Annotated in this window: 16 protein-coding genes; all 16 read right to left on the bottom strand. The window is 44.0% G+C overall.

The genetic code is table 11. The features are described 5' to 3' along the window. Window positions 1-110: 110 nt before the first annotated feature. The 16 genes from MXE28_RS10155 to nhaA all read right to left on the bottom strand — a co-directional run bounded on the left by MXE28_RS10155 (window position 111) and on the right by nhaA (window position 16,491). A complete protein-coding gene (locus tag MXE28_RS10155; protein ID WP_021840334.1) occupies window positions 111-881 on the bottom strand; it encodes a TatD family hydrolase in 771 nt (256 codons plus the stop codon). A 1-nt stretch (window position 882) separates the two neighbouring features. Then, a complete protein-coding gene (gene metG / locus MXE28_RS10150) occupies window positions 883-2,901 on the bottom strand; it encodes a methionine--tRNA ligase (RefSeq protein ID WP_021840335.1) in 2,019 nt (672 codons plus the stop codon). A 100-nt stretch (window positions 2,902-3,001) separates the two neighbouring features. Next, complete coding sequence (gene rsmI / locus MXE28_RS10145) at window positions 3,002-3,862, bottom strand: 16S rRNA (cytidine(1402)-2'-O)-methyltransferase (protein ID WP_021840336.1); 861 nt, start codon at window positions 3,860-3,862, stop codon at window positions 3,002-3,004. Beyond that, complete coding sequence (locus MXE28_RS10140) at window positions 3,849-4,577, bottom strand: methyltransferase (protein WP_021840337.1); 729 nt, start codon at window positions 4,575-4,577, stop codon at window positions 3,849-3,851. Before MXE28_RS10140 ends, rsmI begins: the two co-directional genes overlap by 14 nt. Further along, window positions 4,567-5,412 (bottom strand): stage 0 sporulation family protein, encoded by an 846-nt coding sequence (locus MXE28_RS10135; protein WP_247240130.1) that lies wholly within the window; start codon window positions 5,410-5,412, stop codon window positions 4,567-4,569. The genes MXE28_RS10140 and MXE28_RS10135 overlap by 11 nt, the downstream gene beginning before the upstream one ends. Further along, entirely contained in the window at window positions 5,409-6,452 is a 1,044-nt protein-coding gene (locus MXE28_RS10130) for a hypothetical protein (protein WP_247240129.1), read from the bottom strand. The genes MXE28_RS10135 and MXE28_RS10130 overlap by 4 nt, the downstream gene beginning before the upstream one ends. Before the next feature lie 79 nt (window positions 6,453-6,531). Continuing rightward, window positions 6,532-7,209, bottom strand: a complete 678-nt coding sequence (locus MXE28_RS10125) for a thymidylate kinase (protein ID WP_247240128.1) — start codon at window positions 7,207-7,209, stop codon at window positions 6,532-6,534. A 10-nt stretch (window positions 7,210-7,219) separates the two neighbouring features. Next, window positions 7,220-8,662 (bottom strand): aminotransferase class I/II-fold pyridoxal phosphate-dependent enzyme, encoded by a 1,443-nt coding sequence (locus MXE28_RS10120; RefSeq protein WP_247240131.1) that lies wholly within the window; start codon window positions 8,660-8,662, stop codon window positions 7,220-7,222. Window positions 8,663-8,828: 166 nt separating this feature from the next. Then, the gene (locus tag MXE28_RS10115; protein WP_021840342.1) at window positions 8,829-9,332 is read right to left on the bottom strand and encodes an NUDIX hydrolase; all 504 of its coding nucleotides are present in this window, start codon (window positions 9,330-9,332) and stop codon (window positions 8,829-8,831) included. A gap of 76 nt (window positions 9,333-9,408) precedes the next feature. Beyond that, complete coding sequence (locus MXE28_RS10110) at window positions 9,409-9,606, bottom strand: hypothetical protein (RefSeq protein WP_021840343.1); 198 nt, start codon at window positions 9,604-9,606, stop codon at window positions 9,409-9,411. 285 nt (window positions 9,607-9,891) lie between these two features. Beyond that, complete coding sequence (gene pth / locus MXE28_RS10105) at window positions 9,892-10,470, bottom strand: aminoacyl-tRNA hydrolase (protein WP_127058995.1); 579 nt, start codon at window positions 10,468-10,470, stop codon at window positions 9,892-9,894. A 100-nt stretch (window positions 10,471-10,570) separates the two neighbouring features. Further along, window positions 10,571-11,524: a ribose-phosphate pyrophosphokinase gene (locus MXE28_RS10100; protein WP_021840345.1), complete on the bottom strand. Its 954-nt coding sequence runs from the start codon at window positions 11,522-11,524 to the stop codon at window positions 10,571-10,573. 109 nt (window positions 11,525-11,633) lie between these two features. Further along, a complete protein-coding gene (glmU, locus tag MXE28_RS10095) occupies window positions 11,634-13,013 on the bottom strand; it encodes a bifunctional UDP-N-acetylglucosamine diphosphorylase/glucosamine-1-phosphate N-acetyltransferase GlmU (protein WP_021840346.1) in 1,380 nt (459 codons plus the stop codon). 4 nt (window positions 13,014-13,017) lie between these two features. Beyond that, the gene (gene purR, locus MXE28_RS10090; protein ID WP_021840347.1) at window positions 13,018-13,842 is read right to left on the bottom strand and encodes a pur operon repressor; all 825 of its coding nucleotides are present in this window, start codon (window positions 13,840-13,842) and stop codon (window positions 13,018-13,020) included. Between the two features lie 378 nt (window positions 13,843-14,220). Beyond that, window positions 14,221-15,048, bottom strand: coding sequence for a peptidoglycan-binding protein (locus MXE28_RS11600; protein WP_295247113.1), 828 nt, complete (start codon window positions 15,046-15,048; stop codon window positions 14,221-14,223). Window positions 15,049-15,303: 255 nt separating this feature from the next. Continuing rightward, window positions 15,304-16,491 carry a Na+/H+ antiporter NhaA gene (gene nhaA / locus MXE28_RS10075; RefSeq protein ID WP_021840349.1) on the bottom strand — a complete coding sequence of 396 codons (1,188 nt, stop codon included), beginning with the start codon at window positions 16,489-16,491 and terminating at the stop codon, window positions 15,304-15,306. Window positions 16,492-16,677: the final 186 nt, after the last annotated feature.

Below are 16,677 nucleotides of genomic sequence, written 5' to 3'. Positions count from 1 at the left end.
ACCGACCCCCAGTTTAACTGGGGGTTTTGTCATGCCTATTCGGCGTACAATAAAAGAGCTCTCTTCGCAAAACTCACGAAGAGAGCTCTTATTGGTTACTAATATTTATACTATTTAATATTAAAAATTCGTTTACCGTTTTCAAGGGTAATGGCTGCTATTTCGTCTGCTTCCATACCACGTAAAGCGGCAATTTCCTGTGCTACGAACTGAGTCTTGCTCGGATCGTTACGACGCCCTCTGAATGGTGGCGGTGTCAAATACGGCGAATCCGTTTCAATCAATAAGCGATCGAGCGAAACCTGTTTGGCCACTTCTTTAAGCTTTGTAGACTTCGGAAATACTACCGGACCGGCAAAAGAAATATAAAAACCCATTTTAATGGCTTCTTTCGCCATTTCCCAACTGCCGGAATAGCAATGGAAGATACCGTAGTTCCCCTTGCCGTCATTGCGGAGCGTATCCATAATATCGCCGTGCGCATCGCGGTCATGAATAATAATCGGCAAATCCACTTCGCGGGCTAGTGCCAATTGGCGTTTGAATTCACGCATTTGCGTTTCACGGTCGGAAAAATCAAAGTAATAATCCAAACCGATTTCGCCGATAGCTCTTACCCGGTCATTATTAAGAGCTTGTTCTTTAAAATATTCATAATCCGCTTCCGTCACGTCTTTCGATTCGTGAGGATGCACGCCTACGGCTGCATACACATAATCGTATTTCTCAGCCAAAGCAATGGCTGATTCAGCGGTACCGCGGTCAACGGCAGGACACATAATATAGCGAACACCTTGTGCTCGGCAATCTGCCAACATGGCTTCACGGTCATTGTCGAAACGATTGTCGTTAATATGCGCATGCGTATCAAATAATTCCATCTTATTTCACCAAGCTTCCCGGAATAAGCGATTCAATGTTGGTTACTTCTAAGTTATCGGCAAAGTCGGAGGCCGATAAAATCATGCCGTACGATTCAATACCCATGAATTTCTTTGGCGCCAAGTTGGCAAGATAAATGACTTTTTTGCCAATCATATCTTCCGGTTCGTAGTACTGGGAAATACCGCTTACTACGGTGCGTTCTTCCACGCCCACATCTAAGACAAATTTTAAAAGTTTCTTGGATTTTTTAACTTTTTCACAGGAAATAACTTTAGCCACGCGCAAGTCGAGTTTGGCAAAATCGTCATATTCCACATTGTCTTTAATCGGTGGAATTTCCTGTTCACCTGCTTCGGCAGTTTCATTGGTACGGTCTGTTTCATCCGCACTTTCCGTACCTGTTTTAGCGGCCGCTTTTTCCTCTGCTTTAGTTTCAGTAGCTGCCGGTGCATCTACCATTTCAGGTACTTCGAAGCGAGGGTAAATCGGTTCCCCTTTTACTACTTTCGTGCCACTCACTAAACCGCCCCACTGACGTACATCGTCGATTTTGGCATCGGCGAAACCGGTAATGCCTAATTGATCCCAAATTTTAGGCGCGCCCGTAGGAATTACAGGATCCACAAGCACGGCAATAATGCGAAGTGCTTCCGCCAAATGATACATTACGGTCTGCAATTTTTCAGCATCCCCTGCTTCAGCCCCTTTAGCAAGTACCCAAGGCATAGTTTCGTCAATATATTTATTGGTACGGCTGATAAAGGCCCAAACTGCTTTCAACGCACGGTTCAAATCAAAGGCTTCCATGTAGGTTTCATAATCTTTAACCGTAGCTTCAGCCATAGCTGCTAAATCTTTGTCGTATTCGCTAACGGAAGGCATGGCCGTAATCACACCGCCGTGATATTTTTCAATCATCGCAACGGTACGATTTAACAAGTTACCTAAGTCGTTAGACAAATCGGAGTTAACGCGCTGTACAAAGTTAGGCAATGTAAAGTTACCGTCATTGCCCAAGTGAATTTCACTCAATAAGTAGTAACGAAGGGCATCGGAACCGTACATATTAATGAGCGGAATCGGATCCACCACGTTGCCGAGGGATTTACTCATTTTGGTGCCGTCTACAACGAGCCAGCCGTGGCCGAATACTTTTTTAGGAATCGGCAATTCAAGGCTCATGAGCATAATCGGCCAAATGATGGAGTGGAAACGTACGATTTCCTTACCTACCAAGTGAATGTCAGCAGGCCAGAATTTTTTGAATAAGCTGTCATCTTCTTCCAATGGATTCAATGCACTGATGTAGTTAACAAGGGCATCAAACCATACGTACACAACATGTTTAGGGTCAAACGGTACTTTAATGCCCCAATCAAAGCTGGTACGGGATACGGCCAAATCTTCAAGGCCCTGTTTAACGAATTGAATCATTTCGTTACGGCGTGCTTCCGGCTGGATGAAATCAGGATTTTCGTCGATAAATTTTAGCCATTGATCGGCGTATTTACCCATTCTGAAGAAATAGCTTTCTTCTTCGACCTGTTCTACAGGACGACCGCAATCAGGACAAGTATGGTTAGGGCCCAATTTTTGTTCGGTCCAGAATGTTTCATCCGGTGTGCAATACCAACCTTTGTATTTAGCTTTGTAAATATCGCCTTTGTCATAGGCTTTTTGGAATAAGTACTGAACTACTTTTTCATGACGTTTTTCCGTAGTGCGGATGAAATCATCATTGGAAATGTTAAGGGCTTTCCATAATTCTTGGAAGCCGGTAACAATTTTAGTGGTATATTCAAGCGGCGTAATCCCCATTGCTTCAGCAGCACGTTGGATTTTTTGGCCGTGTTCGTCAGAGCCTGTCAAAAAGCGCACATCATAGCCGGCGCGGCGTTTGAAACGTGCTACCGTATCGGCAATGGTCGTACAATAAGTATGACCGATATGAAGCTTGGCACTTGGGTAATAAATTGGTGTTGTAATATAAAATCGTTTGTTGGTTGTATCTGACATACAATAACCTCCTCTTATTCTATAACAAGGTGTAGCCTTCTGAATTTAATTATTTATCATTCACGGTTTCATCAATCTAAACATTTAATGCCTAATCGATTTATGTGTCCTGTGCCGCTTCAACGGCATTATACACATCGCGTCTGGCTACGCCCAGTCGTTTGGCAACTTCGCGTATTGCTTCTTTTTTAGCCGTTCCGGCTTCCATAAGCATCATCACAGCACTTACATAATCATCGGTTGACATTGTTTCCGTCGTCTCCGCCTCAGCCTCAACGGTGGCGGCACCGCCTACGACTAAAACAAATTCACCCTTAATAGTAACCAAATCCTCCGCTTTTTGCAAAGCTTCCAAGTTGGTACGCACAAAAGTTTCGAACTTTTTAGTCAACTCCCGCCCTACCACAATAGGACGATTGCCTAAATATTTATATAACTCCTGTAATGAAGCTTGTAAACGATGAGGCGCTTCGTAGAACAATAAAGTGCCTTCATATGTAGCCACGCGCTCCAACAATTCTTTGCGGTGACTGCTTTTCTTTGGTAAAAAGCCTAAAAAAGTAAATTCCCTCGTATCGAGCCCCGACGCAATGAGTGCCGTCAAGGCCGCATTCGGCCCGGGTAACGGTACCACAGGAATTCCCGCGTCTATGGCCGCTAATACAAGATCGGCGCCCGGATCGGAAATAGCCGGCATACCTGCATCACTGATAACCGCCACATCGTGACCGCTTAGTAACAACTCCATTAAGGGCTCTTCCTTCGCATCCTTATTATGCTCATGATAGGATATTAAAGGCTTTTTAATATCAAAATGTTTTAACAATAAGCCGCTGTGCCGCGTGTCTTCGGCCGCTATGGTATGCACTTCCTGTAAAACACGGACAGCCCGATAGGTCATATCTTCCAGATTGCCTATGGGCGTAGGTACTAAATATAAAGTTCCTTTAGTCTCTGTCATACCAACTACGCACCTCCTCACTGTACACATTCGGTGTGTCATAAATATATAAAGGGGCTTCTGTAATTAAACCGACCTGCCCCGCCTTACGCGCTTCAATGAGAACCAATTTAGCCGCTTTGCCCGGCATACTATGGACAAAACGCATTCGCTTCGGTTCTAATTTTGCTGCTTTTAAAGCACCCAATAAATCCATCAGTCGACTTACCGGGTAAATCCAAAAAGCCTGTCCCTGATATTTTACGAGCTTTGCTGCTGCCCTTGCAATATCAGAAATATCATACATCGTCTCATGACGAGCTAAACTCACATCAGAAGATTGGGGTATTGCTCCCTGCGCAGCCGTAAAATATGGTGGATTGATAAGAATTGCATCAAATCGCTCCACCCATTCAGGACCTTCAAGCTTACAGTAATCTGCTTCAACCAAAGAAATTTCCACTTCTTTTTGATTTAATGTAATATTACGGCGTGCTAAATCGGCCAGCACCGGATTCACTTCAACGGCCGTAATCTGCTTGGCGCCGAGAGCCGTCATGAGTAAAGGAATTACCCCTGTTCCCGTGCCTAAATCGGCATAGCGGCGCTTTTCACTAAGTTTTGGAAAATGCGCCAGTAATACCGCATCAATGGCAAAGCGAAATTGGTCGGTCCGCTGCCACAGCTTCATTCCGCCAATCAATAAATCGTCCAGTCGCTCCTCGTTATTCTTCATCAGGCAATACGATATCAGTCCACGGCAAGTCGATAGTACGACCTTCTTCCAGCTGTACTTTTACCGTTTTCTTGTTGCGATTAATCTTCAATACCTTGCCCATGCCTTCATCGGTTACTACATCTTTACCGATGCCCGGCGGTTCTATAATAACGGGCGCCACTTTAGTTTTCTGCGTATATAAATCGCCGCCTTTGGCATACAAATCATTTTCATAATTTAAGCAGCACATCAAACGCCCACATACACCGGAAATCTTCGTTGGATTAAGGCTTAAATTCTGATCCTTAGCCATGCGAATCGATACGGGTGAAAAATCCCCCAGGAATGTGGCACAGCATAAAGCACGGCCGCAAGCACCGATACTGTTTAAAATTTTAGCTTCATCGCGCACCCCTACCTGACGCAATTCAATACGCGTACGGAATACGGTGGCTAAATCTTTAACCAAATCACGGAAGTCAATGCGTCCGTCAGCGGTAAAGAAGAAGATGATTTTATTCATGTCAAAAGTATATTCAACATTGATAAGCTTCATCGGCAATTTGCGGTTGGCAATTTTTTCCAAGCAAATCTCAAATGCCTTTTCTTCACGCTGCTTATTTTTTTCTACTTGTTTGTAATCTTTCGGGGTGGCCTTACGGATTACGCTTTTAAGCGGTTGAATGACCGTATCTTCCTCCACTTGGCGCGGTGCAATTACCACATCGCCGAATTCAAGACCGCGAGCCGTTTCAACAATAACACCGTCACCTAAACTCAAGCTGGCACCACCGGGAGCAAAATAATAAATTTTACCCGCTTTTTTAAATCTAACACCGACTATGGTTGTCACTGGGTGTCCTCCTTTAAGGCTTGGCGAAGGGCAAGCAATACGCCATCCATAACCAAACCTGCTTTCACATTTAATCGAAGTGCCTCTTCCGCCGCCAGCGTTTCTCGCTCTACGGTCAATAAGGTTTTCACCTTCCATGACGGTAATATTTGCAATAAACGCTCTTTATGGAGAGGACACTGTAGTACATCATCCGGCGCACCGGCTCTTAGAGCCATCATATCGCGCGCCAAGAGCCGCAACCAGCCCATTAACTCGCGCATATCATCGCGTTTAAGGGATTCTGTTTGCAGACTCAGCTGTGTAAAAAACAAAGCTTTCGGCAGCTGTTCCAGCATTTTTACGGCCTGCTCCAATAGTGGCAACGTGCCTCTCAGGACCAGCTCACGAACCAAATCAGGATTACCCTGACCGGCTCCCAAAGCTTGTTGTAAATCTTCGGTAAAACCTTCCTTACGCAATGCCGCCGTAATAATATCATTACTTACCGGTCCGAAAGGAACCAGCATGCACCGTGATTTAATAGTAGGTAACACCGAAGCAATTTGATTCGTTATAATTATGAAAAAAACATCAGCCGGCGGTTCTTCAATGGTTTTCAACATGGCATTGGCCATAACTGCATTAGCCGTTTGAAAATCTTCTACGATAACAACGCGTCGGCCGCTACCGGTACGCCCTAAATAGGAACTTAACAGCTCATACCACTGCTCTACCTTCAGCATATTCTTCATCGGCCGTAACCAAAAAGCCTGACCGCCATCAACGTAAATAGGAAGGCCTTCCGCTTCCGTTTTTTTCTCCGATTCGCCATCCGCTTGACGAGCATTCGCTACCGCTTCTAAAAACTGAGCGCCGCCGTCAGCCGAAAAGACTTGTCGGCCTATTAATAAAGAAGCTAAGCCAATAGCCGTATTTAATTTTCCCAGGCCCTTTTCCCCATAAAATAACAAACTATGGGGTAAGGTACCGCGCTCTACCAAGGTCGTCAAATGGTCGATTGTAGCCTTTTGACCGATAACTTGCTCAAAATACGACATGGTGCCTCCTCAATGTATTACAACATATTTATTATATACCGTGAAGCCCCTAAAAAACAACTCAAAGCAGATACGCCGGCTATTTCTTCAATACGGCGGTTACCGCTTTATACACGTCCTCATGAATAGCTTCTATGGTGCGAAGATTCATATGTTCATCGGCACAGGCAATACGCTGCCAATTATAGCGTGCCACCAATTCATCATAGGCCCCGTGAACACGGCCCAAATACGCATGGTCTTTCTCATGAATATCGCCGGTAGCGCCACCGGTTTTATGTTTCCGTTCCGCCATAAGTGCTTCGCTCACTGCAAGTGGCATATCCAGTAAACATACCGCATCAGGTCGCGGTAAGCCGAATTTTACGAACTCAAAATCTTCCAACCAGTCGAGGAATGCCTTTCGTTCCGACGGGTCTTCATATTTTACCATTTGATGTACCATATTGGAGGTCGTATAGCGATCGGCTAAAATAATGCCCCCTTCTTCATAGAAGTTTTGCCAATCCATGCGAAAAGAAGCAAATCTGTCCACAGCGTATAAAGAGCTGGCCACGAAGGGATTTACATCAGACGGTTTTTTACCGAAATCACCGGCTAAATACATCTTTACCGGCATAGCGGCCGGACTGTCGTAATTAGGAAAACTCACGGACTTTACCTTATAGCCTTCTTTGAGTAAACGTTCTTTCAATAGCGCCGTCTGCGTAGCTTTACCGCTACCGTCGCCACCTTCAATAATTATTAAACGGCCCACGGGTCACACCTCATTTACTAATAATACGAATTGTTTTTAATGTTTTATCAGCACAGCCATTCGGCAAAAAGCCCATGGCTTGCCGCTCTTTAATATAGGCCAGCACCGCCGGTGTAATTCGTTCGCCTACGCTGACAAAAGGAATCCCCGGCGGGTAATAACTGATAGTCTCACCACTGATTTGCCCTGCCGCCTCCGCCAGGGCCACAGTTTCTGTTTTACTGTAAAAAGCCTCCCGTGGCGTCAGTACCACTTCCGGACTTGGTAAACGCGTACCCGTAGCCAATGGCTTTGCCTGAGGGCTTGATTGCTTAAATTCCTTTACATTCGCCGCCACCTTACTTACCGCATCGACCAGTCGTTTAATACTGTCCTTGGTATCGCCTAGCGTAATGAGCACCAACACATGATAAGCCTGTACCAATTCTACCTCGATACCTTCCTTGCGAAGCAATTTTTCCGCTTCTACACCGGTCAAGCCGAGCTCATAAAAATCAATGAGCACCTTGGTCGCATCATAATCATATAAACCGTTAAAATCTTCCGCAGCCGGTACATTAATCCCCGGAATGTTCTGCAAATCCCGGCGCAATTCCTGTGCCAGCATTTCCGCCTTGGTGACTAACTCACGGCCTTTTGTCGCCATTTGATGCCGCGCCATATCAAGGCTGGCCAGAAATATATAATTAGGACTGGTACTTTGCAAAATCTGATGCACCTGCGTGATGCGTCGTTCATTAATGAGCATATCCTGTCCATGAAGCATCGATGTTTGTGTTAAAGATCCGATTAATTTATGCGTACTTTGTGCCACTAAATCGGCGCCGCAGGCCAAGGCACTTTTAGGTAAGTTTTTACCAAACGGCAAATGGGCTCCATGAGCTTCATCTACAAGAACAATAACACCTTTCTTATGAGCTAATAATACTATAGCTTCTAAATCAATGGCAATGCCATAATAATTCGGGTTTACCAAAACGATGGCTTTCGCCTCCGGATGCTCGTTTAAGACTGTTTCTACTTCACTAGGTGTAGTCCCCAACGGTACACCGAAGCGCTCGTCAAAACGCCCTTCCAAGTAGACCGGCTTGGCGCCACTTAAAATTAAACCGCCCATTACTGAGCGGTGTGCTTCACGGGGAATAATAATCGTATCACCGGCACCGACTGTGCCCATAATCATTGTTTCAATTAAAGCGGTGGTTCCGTTTATAGAAAACCAAGTGTAATCGGCCCCATATAATTGAGCCGCCAAATCTTGCGCTTCTTTTAACGAACCTTCCGGTTCATGTAAATCATCCAGCGCATACATCACGCCTAAATCATACGGCAGTGCCGGATCCATCCATGCTTTTAATGTAGCAGGCGCTCCTACGCCTATTTTATGACCTGGTGTATGAAACGGCACGAAATGCTCTTCTTTATAAGCCTCCAACGCTTCTACAAAAGGCATGCGTGACTGATTTAATGCTATATTATTACGTTCCCTATTATTATTTTTCGTTTGTGTATGTGTTTTCAAAATAAAACCTCTGTTTGCTTATTTTTATATACATACAATTATACCATTTTATAGTAATGGCGGTGTATCTATTTGTAATTTTATAAATACTAAATCGCTATTTATAATTTTCTACAAAATATTGACGTAATTCCCGGCCCCGCTCATTGCTCGTTTTAATGCGATCCAAAGCCTCACGTAAGGAATCCTGCAACCGATAGGTATTAAGCTCTGCCGGTTTGACCCAAGCAAAGTCTGTGTGTTCGTCCGACAATACTACATCACGATTATTTGCTTTGGCAATGAAGATGACCCCTGTCAAAAACTGCAATTTATTGCGTTTGTAGGACCACAGACCGGCTACATCCAGCAGTTCGACCGTAAGACCGGTTTCTTCACGAACTTCTCGTAACGCCGCATCATGTAAATCTTCACCAAACTCGAGACCGCCACCGGGAAATTCCCATGGTCTGAGTCCTTCTCTATCCTTTTTTTGTAATAATAAAATATCGCCATCGCAAAAAATCATACATTTCACTGACATTCCCATACGCCTTGTTTGGCGTGGCCCGGCAGGAAACGAACGTTGCTTACGCGGTTTATGATTTTGTCGTACGAACATGTAATCCTCCGTTCTCCCTTATATCGAAAAAAAGGAGACTATAGCTCCGTATAGTCTCCTGTGTTTACGCTAAAGCTTACTTGCTATAAGCGGCCGCATATTGCGTACCTAGCGTTACATATTTTTCCATTTGCTGAATAACATCTCGCAACTGATATTTACTCAATGTTGTTAACTCTTTGCCTCTGGCGGCATAATTAATAATGTGAGAAATCTCGAAACCACTATATCCCAGCACCGATAAGCGGTTCGATAAACTTTGAATCTTGTTCATAATCGAACCTCCTTTGTTATTCTTATAACTTACAGCGATTTGGGTTAAAACCAACTGCTAAAAAGTGGTTGGGTTATTACCACATACCCGTACGACTGCTCAGGAATGTTCAAGATTATGACATTGTTGGGTTTAAAGTTCATCCTCCTCAAGCATTAACACTGACAATCTATCCGGATAATAGAGTTATTATATCGAAATTATTAAAACTTGTCAAGTGTTATTATTAAATATTCTCACTTAACCGTTATTTTAAAACCATACGCAATCAGCATTACGCGACTATTATTGACGACGACCTTTACGTGGGTTGTATAAATTCATACCTTTGTCGAGCCCTACCTCTAAGGTGCCTAAAATAGCTTTAGCCATATCTTCAATGCCTTTATTCACCTTATCCTGCTGTTCTTCCGGGAACGGTGCCAATACATGGTCGATAACCGTCCATTGCGGTAACGGTCGGCCGATACCGAAACGGAAATGAGGAAACTCTGATGTGCCCATATGAGCAATGAGGGATTTAATCCCATTATGCCCACCGGCACTGCCATTAGGGCGAATACGGATTTTACCAACCGGCAAATCCATATCATCGTAGACACAATATACATCGGCCGGATCTATTTTATAATACCGCATCAAAGGGCCTACCGATTCACCACTGGCATTCATAAACGTCTGCGGTTTTACCAAAAGAACCTTCTCGCCGTCAATTGTTATCGTCGTAATGAGCGCTTTAAAATCTTCACGCCATGGCGTATGAGCTTCTTTCGCCGCCATAGCATCGATGACCATAAAGCCTATATTATGTTTTGTCTTTTCATATTCACGGCCCGGATTCCCGAGCCCTACAACCATTTTCACTGTTTACATCCTTTATCTACGAAAAACAGAACCTCCGGAAAGGATTCCGGAGGTTACACACATCGCTCTACAGAGGCATAAACAGCCATGCAGAGAAAAATTATTTGTCAAACAAATTACTTACGGATACTTCGTGGAAGATACGCATAATAGCTTCACCCAATAAAGGCGCTACCGACAAGGACGTAATATTTGGTAATTTATGTTCTTCCGGTAAATCAATTGTATTGGTTACGATTAATTCCTTAATATTGGAGTTTTCAATGCGTTCGCAAGCAGGGTCAGTCAATACAGCATGCGTTACACAAGCCATAACAGATTTAGCACCGAATTCTTTAAGTGCTTTAGCCCCTTCAACCAAAGAGCCCGCTGTATCAACGATATCATCGATAATGATGCAGTTCTTACCTTCTACATTACCGATTAAGTTCATAACTTTAGCCACACCCGGTTGCGGACGTTTCTTTTCGATAATCGCAATCGGCGCACCGATACGATCGGCCAAATCACGAGCACGCGTTACACCGCCAAGGTCAGGCGATACAACGATTAAATCTTCCATTTTCTTTTCGTTAATGTATTTTGCCAAAATGGAGGCACCGAATAAGTGGTCCACCGGCACATTGAAAAAGCCTTGAATCTGACCGGCATGAAGGTCAATTGTTACCAAACGAGTGATGCCGGCTGTCTGCATTAAGTCAGCTACCAATTTAGCCGTAATCGGTTCACGACCGCGAGTTTTACGGTCCTGACGAGCATAGCCATAGTACGGTACTACCGCCGTAATGTGACGCGCAGAGGCACGTTTTAAGGCATCAGCCATAACTAATAACTCAATTAAATTATCATTTACCGGATAGCTGGTAGGTTGCACGATAAATACATCTTTACCGCGTACGCTTTCATCAATCATAATCTGTACTTCGCCATTGTTGAAACGACCTACGAACGCTTCGCCTAAAGGTAAGCCTAAGTAATCACAGATTTCTTTCGCCAACTCCGGATTCGCATTACCTGTGAAAATTTTAAGTTTCTTACCGTCTTCAAATGCCATGATTCAATACCCCTTTTGCTAATTAATAACTTCGTTGCTCCTAGCAAACCTCATCTTTATTATTGTATACTATTACCGTCTTTATTGCAAAAAAGTAAACAACTTTTTTCTATTTTTTCTTAAATGTATCGTCAGTCACCCAGTTTTCTTTTACAATCTGACGAGCCCGACCTACCGCCAAAGATTTAGCCGGTACATCTTTGGTAATGGTGGAACCGGCGCCGATATAACTGTAATCACCTACCGAAACCGGGGCTACCAAATTAGAGTTACAGCCCACAAAAGCACCGTCACCGATTTTAGTACGGTGTTTTAATTTGCCGTCATAGTTAACCGTAATTGTACCGCATCCTATATTAACGCCGCTGCCCACATCACTGTCACCAATATACGATAAGTGTGGGAATTTAGTCCCTTTACCGACAATACTGTTCTTCACTTCCACAAAGTTACCGATATGAACGGATTCGCCGATAACTGTATCAGGGCGTAAATGTACATACGGTCCGATATCGGCACCGTCTTTTACTTCACAATCATGAGCATAGGTAAAATGCATAACCACTTCGTTGCCCACCTTTACATTGGTTAAACGACTATGTGGTCCGATTTTGCAACCTTCACCGATAACCGTTGACCCTTCAAGCAAGGTCCCCGGTAAAATTACCGTATCGGCACCGATTACAACTTCCGGTGCAATATAAGTGGATGCGGGATCGATAATCGTCACACCGAGGTCCATGAAATGACGGTTCGTGCGCTCACGCAAAATACGTTCTGCTTCCGCCAATTGTGCTCGGGAGTTAACGCCTAACGACTCTTCTTCGTTGGTCATCATATAGGCACTTACACGGTCACCCTGATTTACCAAAATACCTACCACATCGGTAATATAGAGTTCGCCCTGCGCATTGTCATCGGATAACTGTTCCAAACACGGCCATAGCTTCTCACTGTCAAAGGCATACATACCGGTATTGATTTCCTGTACCGCCAACTCTTCCGGTTTGCCGTCTTTTTGTTCCACAATGCGAAGAACCTTACCCGTCCCTTCTTCGCGAATAATGCGGCCGTACCCGGTCGGATCAGCCATATGAGCCGTCAACACAGTAGCCGCTGCACCGGTTGCTTCATGTTCGGCTAACAGCGCTTCCAACGATTCACGCGTTACGAGTGGCGTATCACCGCAGAGCAATAATATGGTCCCTTTGTAATCACCTAATAAAGGTTTGGCCTGCTTAACAGCATGGCCGGTGCCTTTTTGCTCGGTCTGGGTCACGAATTCAGCAGCCTCACCCAAGTACGCCTGCACTTGTTCACCGCCAAAACCGACAATTACAACATTGCGTTCTGTGCCCACTGTTTTTACGGTTTCAAGTACGCGTTCCACCATAGGCTTGCCCGCTACGGGATGCAATACTTTCGGTAGTTTAGACTTCATGCGGGTCCCTTTACCGGCCGCTAAAATCAAAGATGTAATAGGTTTCATACAATTAGGCCTCCTTATCAGCCTCTAAATTTACAGGTTCGATATCAATACTGCGTGTTTCTTCATTAACACCATTAAGAATTAAGAGTGCTTCGCAATCTTTTACAACTTTAGGATCCGGCGTCGATACCAGTACACCGATACCAACCACGGTGCCGCCCATTTCGGTAACCAGCTCCCGCATGCCGTTCGCCGTACCGCCGGCTTTCATAAAATCATCAATGAGCAATACTTTGGATTTAGGCGGAATGGCCCGTTTCGTAAGCGACATAGTCTGAATGCGACGATTCGATCCGGTCACATAGTTAATACTGATAGACGAACCTTCTGTCACCTTGCTGTCACGGCGCGCAATAACAAGGGGTTTGTTAAAAGCTCGCGCCACCATAACCGCCAACGGAATTCCTTTTGTTTCTACCGTCATAATATAGTCCGGGTTCCGGTCGGCAAAGCGAGTCATAAAAATCTCGCCTAAACGGCTGGCAATATGCCAATCATATAAAATATCCGACATATACAAGAAACCACCCGGAATTACGCGGTCCGGTTCTTGTAAACGCTGCTGTACTTCACGAAGGACAGACATGGCCCGCTCCCCTTGCCGATACGGGATAAAGCGAACACCACCGGCTACTCCGGCCACCGTTTCCAAGGTGCCTAAGGAAAAATGTTGCAAAGCTGTTTTCACGGAACTTAAATCTTCGCTGAGTGTGGACTTTGCAATATCAAAAAAATCGCAAAAATAGCGTAAAGATATCAATTCTTGCGGAGAATCTACCAACAGTTTAGTAAGCGCTACCATGCGCTCAACGCGTCGCACTTTTTCCACTGTATACCTCCTTATACAAAAAAATAACGTTGCCGACTATGCCAACAACCTTGTTCTCTTTTAAGGATACCACAAAACGTTCGGAAAATACATACTTTAAAGGTAAAAATCCATACATTCAAGGTTAATTTTTATCTGAACGTTCGTAGTTTGCAAGTATCTTTCAAGAGTGGATAGTCAAAACATCCATTACCTATCAAACATTACGACTAGCCCATTCCGTATTTTGAATAACAAAAGAGACTATAACCTAAACGAAGAAATGAATCCTCGTTTTTGTTACAGTCTCTTTAGCTGCATTTTAGATGTTAATAAATAATTGAATTCATAAAAGTAAATTCATACATAGTACTAACGCTTCTCTAAAATCTTATTCTCTTATTCTAAAATATAAACCTTAACGGTTTGTCGACCAAAATCTATGGCCTCGCCATGAGAATCCATGGCTAAATCGATACGATTACCAATAATACCGCCGCCGGTATCATCCGCGACTGCATATCCGTAGCCCTCAACATAAACCGCTGTGCCTAACGGAATCACATCAGGATCCACTGACACATACCCACGTTTCAATAAATTGCCTCGTGCCGTATATGAAGAATTACCCGGATCATATGCGGAATAGGCTGTGGCATTCATCGTCATCGTCTTCTTATACTCTGTCGGAATACCGCGCTCTTTAGCTAAGAGCTCCATTGTCTTGCTGTCCACTTCACCGGTTACGGTTAATCCGTTTGCCTTCTGGAAACGTTTTAAGGCATTGGCTGTGCCATTGCCGAAAATACCGTCAATCGAACCCGGTGAAAAACCACTGTGGGCTAAACGAGCCTGCAAATCGGAAACCGAGCGACCTCGATCACCAAAACGTGACACTTCTACGCTATTGCGCACATTGCGAGACTGTTGTGCTGCTGCAAATTTCTTATTGTTCTCTTTCATCGCTGCCAAGGTGTCGCTATCCACCTTACCCGTAGCGGATAAGCCGTTTTGTTTTTGGAACATGCGCACTGCATATTCCGTATTATTACCAAAAACACCGTCAGCTGTATCAACCAAGTACCCTTGCGTTATCATCAAACGCTGAACAAATTGTACTTCGCTGCCGCGATCGCCGCGTCCTACATCAGCCAATACTACTGAAGTACAAGCCATTAGAAACGTTAAGAGAACTGTCACTATTCTAAGTTTTCTCAATATTTCCACCTCGTATCTAAATGCAATACTATTTTACTTTATTTTGGGAATTTTGTCAAAATTCGCCCCCTTTTATCAATTATAATCACCACTTTAATCAAAATAAACGGGGCTTTTTCCCACTTCGATTAATATCTTCGATATAGTTATTCATTTAGCCGTATATTTAGTTGACCCTAGCATGTCTCAACGGGGAAACTAAAAGGACTGCTACTCTTTCTTAAAAGTAACAGTCCCAGCATCAATCGTTATCGTTTCAAACGATTATACTAAATGATTTTTATGGAAAAACGGATCTTCCGGTTCAGTTAATTTCACTTCCGGAGTAAAGAAGCGAAGCATAATATAACCGAAAATACCGGATACAATAGAACCTAAGAAAATACCGACTTTGGCAATCTCCTGCGCATGGCCCGGCGGGAATGCCAATAAATTAACGAAAAGACTCATGGTAAAACCTACACCACAACAGAGGGATACGCCGTAAACATGTTTCCACGTAAGTGGCTTAGGCATCGGTACAATCTTCGTTTTAACAAGAACAAACATGATACCGAAAATGCCGATTTGCTTGCCCACGAAAAGGCCCAGGGAAATCCCCAAAATAACCGGATGCATAAGTTCGGACCACTGGAAGTCGCCAAAGGAAACGCCCGCATTGGCAAAACCGAACAACGGTATGATAAGGAACGTAATCCAACCGCCCAATGCCTCATGCCAATCATTTAACGGCGATAATTCCACGCCGTTACGCAACACTTTGGACGGAATCGTCATGGCTAAAATTACACCAGACAAAGTAGCGTGTAAACCGGATTTGAAGATACAGAACCAAAGAGCTACGCCAAGAATAATGTACGGCCACGGGCTGACTACGTCTTTTTTATTCAATAATAAGAGCAATACAAAAACAAGAACCGCACCACCCAAGTACATAAACTCTAAGGAAGGTGTATAGACAGCGGCAATAATTATTACGGCAATTAAATCGTCAACTACGGCCAAGGTTGTCAAAAATACTTTCGCTGCCAACGGTACTCGCGATCCCAATAAGGAAATAATACCGATGGAAAAGGCAATATCCGTTGCCGTCGGAATCGCCCAACCGCGAACCAATTCGCTTTGGTTATAAGTAAAAAACGTATATATCAAAGCCGGCATTAAAACACCGAATACGGCCGCAATGGTCGGTAACAAGCGTTTAGCATTTGTATTTAGCTCGCCTTCGAGCATTTCATGTTTTACTTCAAGGCCGACGCCTAAGAAAAATACGGCCATTAATACATCGTTAATCCAATGAGATACGGATAAAGGACCTACGTACGTATGCAATATTTCTTCGTACTGCGGACCGAACGACGAATTAGCTACGAGCACGGCCAGTACTGCCGTTAACAGCAATAAAATGCCCCCCGTAGCCGGCGCTTGAAAAACTTTTTTAAGACTCTCCATATGTTTCCTTCACTTTCTCACACATTCATAACCTCTCATAAGCTTCATCACATTTTATAATTTATGGTGATGCGCTAACTTAACTAATTCCTCTGCACTACTTAGTATACCCTATTCAAAATAAAACTGGCAAATCATAACCACCCGTAGAACGGGTGGTTTGCTCTGACCCTATAAGGGTCTTTC

It is taken from the genome of Veillonella sp. KGMB01456, assembly GCF_023051165.1.
Taxonomy (GTDB): Bacteria; Bacillota; Negativicutes; order Veillonellales; family Veillonellaceae; genus Veillonella_A.
Note: the sequence above shows the minus strand (reverse complement) of the source record. Positions and strands in the feature narration are given on the sequence as shown.

Bases quoted from the DNA above. Each gene is read 5' to 3' on its own strand.
- MXE28_RS10155 (WP_021840334.1), bottom strand. From the start codon at position 881: ATGGAATTATTTGATACGCATGCGCATATTAACGACAATCGTTTCGAC.
- metG (WP_021840335.1), bottom strand. From the start codon at position 2,901: ATGTCAGATACAACCAACAAACGATTTTATATTACAACACCAATTTAT.
- rsmI (WP_021840336.1), bottom strand. From the start codon at position 3,862: ATGACAGAGACTAAAGGAACTTTATATTTAGTACCTACGCCCATAGGC.
- MXE28_RS10140 (WP_021840337.1), bottom strand. From the start codon at position 4,577: ATGAAGAATAACGAGGAGCGACTGGACGATTTATTGATTGGCGGAATG.
- MXE28_RS10130 (WP_247240129.1), bottom strand. From the start codon at position 6,452: ATGTCGTATTTTGAGCAAGTTATCGGTCAAAAGGCTACAATCGACCAT.
- MXE28_RS10120 (WP_247240131.1), bottom strand. From the start codon at position 8,662: ATGCCTTTTGTAGAAGCGTTGGAGGCTTATAAAGAAGAGCATTTCGTG.
- MXE28_RS10115 (WP_021840342.1), bottom strand. From the start codon at position 9,332: ATGTTCGTACGACAAAATCATAAACCGCGTAAGCAACGTTCGTTTCCT.
- MXE28_RS10110 (WP_021840343.1), bottom strand. From the start codon at position 9,606: ATGAACAAGATTCAAAGTTTATCGAACCGCTTATCGGTGCTGGGATAT.
- MXE28_RS10100 (WP_021840345.1), bottom strand. From the start codon at position 11,524: ATGGCATTTGAAGACGGTAAGAAACTTAAAATTTTCACAGGTAATGCG.
- glmU (WP_021840346.1), bottom strand. From the start codon at position 13,013: ATGAAACCTATTACATCTTTGATTTTAGCGGCCGGTAAAGGGACCCGC.
- nhaA (WP_021840349.1), bottom strand. From the start codon at position 16,491: ATGGAGAGTCTTAAAAAAGTTTTTCAAGCGCCGGCTACGGGGGGCATT.